Source organism: Pseudomonas sp. SDT291_1_S447 (assembly GCF_054070155.1).
In genome coordinates this window covers 1-2,064 of sequence record NZ_JBSVXS010000244.1, presented here as the reverse complement: position 1 = coordinate 2,064, position 2,064 = coordinate 1, and the positions used below count along the sequence as shown (strand labels likewise).

3 protein-coding genes are annotated in these 2,064 nt (G+C 59.7%); all 3 read right to left on the bottom strand.

Going from position 1 to position 2,064, the window contains the following annotated elements; genetic code table 11:
• Positions 1-60: 60 nt before the first annotated feature.
• On the bottom strand, positions 61-453 hold the full coding sequence (locus ACW9IR_RS29220; protein WP_093103420.1) for a DUF2802 domain-containing protein: 393 nt from the start codon (positions 451-453) through the stop codon (positions 61-63).
• The gene (locus ACW9IR_RS29215; RefSeq protein ID WP_007919980.1) at positions 454-939 is read right to left on the bottom strand and encodes a chemotaxis protein CheW; all 486 of its coding nucleotides are present in this window, start codon (positions 937-939) and stop codon (positions 454-456) included.
• A 90-nt stretch (positions 940-1,029) separates the two neighbouring features.
• Positions 1,030-1,995: a CheW domain-containing protein gene (locus ACW9IR_RS29210; RefSeq protein ID WP_457466074.1), complete on the bottom strand. Its 966-nt coding sequence runs from the start codon at positions 1,993-1,995 to the stop codon at positions 1,030-1,032.
• Positions 1,996-2,064 lie beyond the last annotated feature (69 nt).

The window sequence follows — 2,064 nt, the reverse complement described above, 5'->3', positions numbered from 1 at the left end:
TACATTGGAATGCGTTTCCCTGTAGGAGCTGCCGAAGGCTGCGATCTTTTGATCTTGCTTCTAGTTCTTGTGCAACTTGCGCATCAACTCCGCCTCAGCCTGGGTCAACCCACAGGACTGAGTCAGTTCATCGACGCTTGCGCCCATGCCCACCAGTTTCGCCGCTTGGGCGAATGACAGGCTCGACGGGTCGCGTTGTTCAAGCGCGACAATCTTGTCCGGCAACGGACTCACCACCGCGCGCAACTCATGCAGGGCTTCGCCCATGCGCACGTTGCCGTTCTGGTAATCGTCGACACGCTTGGCCAGGTCCTTGATGCGCTGATCACGCAGCGCATCGCCCTGAGCCTGTTGCGCAGCGATGACCCGCTGCGCCTTGATGTACGACACAAACATTGCCAGCGTGCCTGCCCAGAAGAGGAACAGGACAATGACCGCAACTTCGAGAATCAATCAGATATTCTCCAGGTCCGACCATTCTTCTTCGCTCATCATCTTGTCCAGCTCGACCAGGATCAGCAACTCGTTGTTCTTGTTGCACACGCCCTGGATGAACTTGGCCGATTCTTCGTTGCCGACGTTCGGCGCCGTCTCGATTTCCGACTGACGCAGGTAAACCACTTCGGCCACGCTGTCGACCATGATGCCGACGACTTGCTTGTCGGCTTCGATGATGACGATACGGGTGTTGTCGCTGATCTCGCCGCTGTTCAGGCCGAAGCGCTGACGGGTGTCGATCACGGTGACCACGTTACCGCGCAGGTTGATGATACCCAGCACGTAGCTCGGCGCGCCCGGCACCGGAGCGATCTCGGTGTAGCGCAGCACTTCCTGCACGCGCATCACGTTGATGCCGTAGGTTTCGTTATCCAGTTTGAAGGTCACCCATTGCAGGATCGGATCTTCAGAACCCTTTGCATTCGTCGCCTGACTACTCATACCCTGACCCCTCGAAAAAACCGCTCTGAGCGGTGTGTGTTCTGTGTGGCGGCATTCAACAATGCCGTCGCCTGATTGTTATGTCGGCTGCTATGTCGGTTTATGTAGCGGCTTGTGGCCGCCGAGGTGCTTTGCCCCACCGCTGGCGATCAATTCGGCCAGTGCGGAAACGTCAAGCAATGCACACATGTGCTCAATCACAGTGCCGGCGAGCCATGGCCGCTGACCCCGGTGACTTCTCCATTTGATTTCATTCGGATCCAGACGCAACGAGCGACTGACCTGATGCACCGCCAGGCCCCACTCGTAACCTTGTACCGAAATCACGTACTGCAAGCCCTGACGGAAGTCATCGCGATAGCGATCCGGCATGACCCAGCGTGCGGTGTCCAAGACTTTCAGGTTGCCGGCCTGGCTCGGCAGGATCCCGAGGAACCATTCCGGCTGACCGAACAACGGCGTCAGCTCATGGCCGGCCAGCGAATAGATCGAGCCGAGGCACACCAGTGGCACCGCCAGCGTCAGGCCGGCGACGTCGAACAGCAGGCATTCGAACGCTTCCGAAGCCCAGGCCGGGCGACCATCGGTTTCCACCGGTGGTGGCGTGTTGTTCGGCGGCAGATGCACTTCCACCAGCGGCGGAACCAGCGTCTGCTCTACGGGCGCGGGTGCAACCGGGGCTGGAACCGGAGCCGGTTCGACCACGGCCGGTTCCGGCGCGGTTTTCAGCAATTGGGTTTGCAGCAGCGGCGCGAGCGTCGAAACGGACGCGCGAACCGGCTCGGCTTCTTCGATCAATGCCACCGGTGCCTTGGCCACCGCTGCGGCGGCAGGCGCGACAACCGGCGCAGCAGGCCTGCTCGCTTTCTGCGCGTCACGCGCCTGCTCTTCCAGTACCGCTGCCTGAAACTCGTCCAGCGCCTCGCTGCTTTCCGCAACTTCAGGCTGCGCCTCAATGACCGGCGGCAGCTCCTCAGGAATTTCCTGCAGCAAATTATCCAGATAAGACTGCAGCGCCAATTGCGGCTTAGACGTCAACTTCAAAGGCCGATTCATACACAACCCCACGTAGGAGCTGCCGCAGGCTGCGATCTTTTGATCTTTTCAGGAGCGCCACAAAGCAAG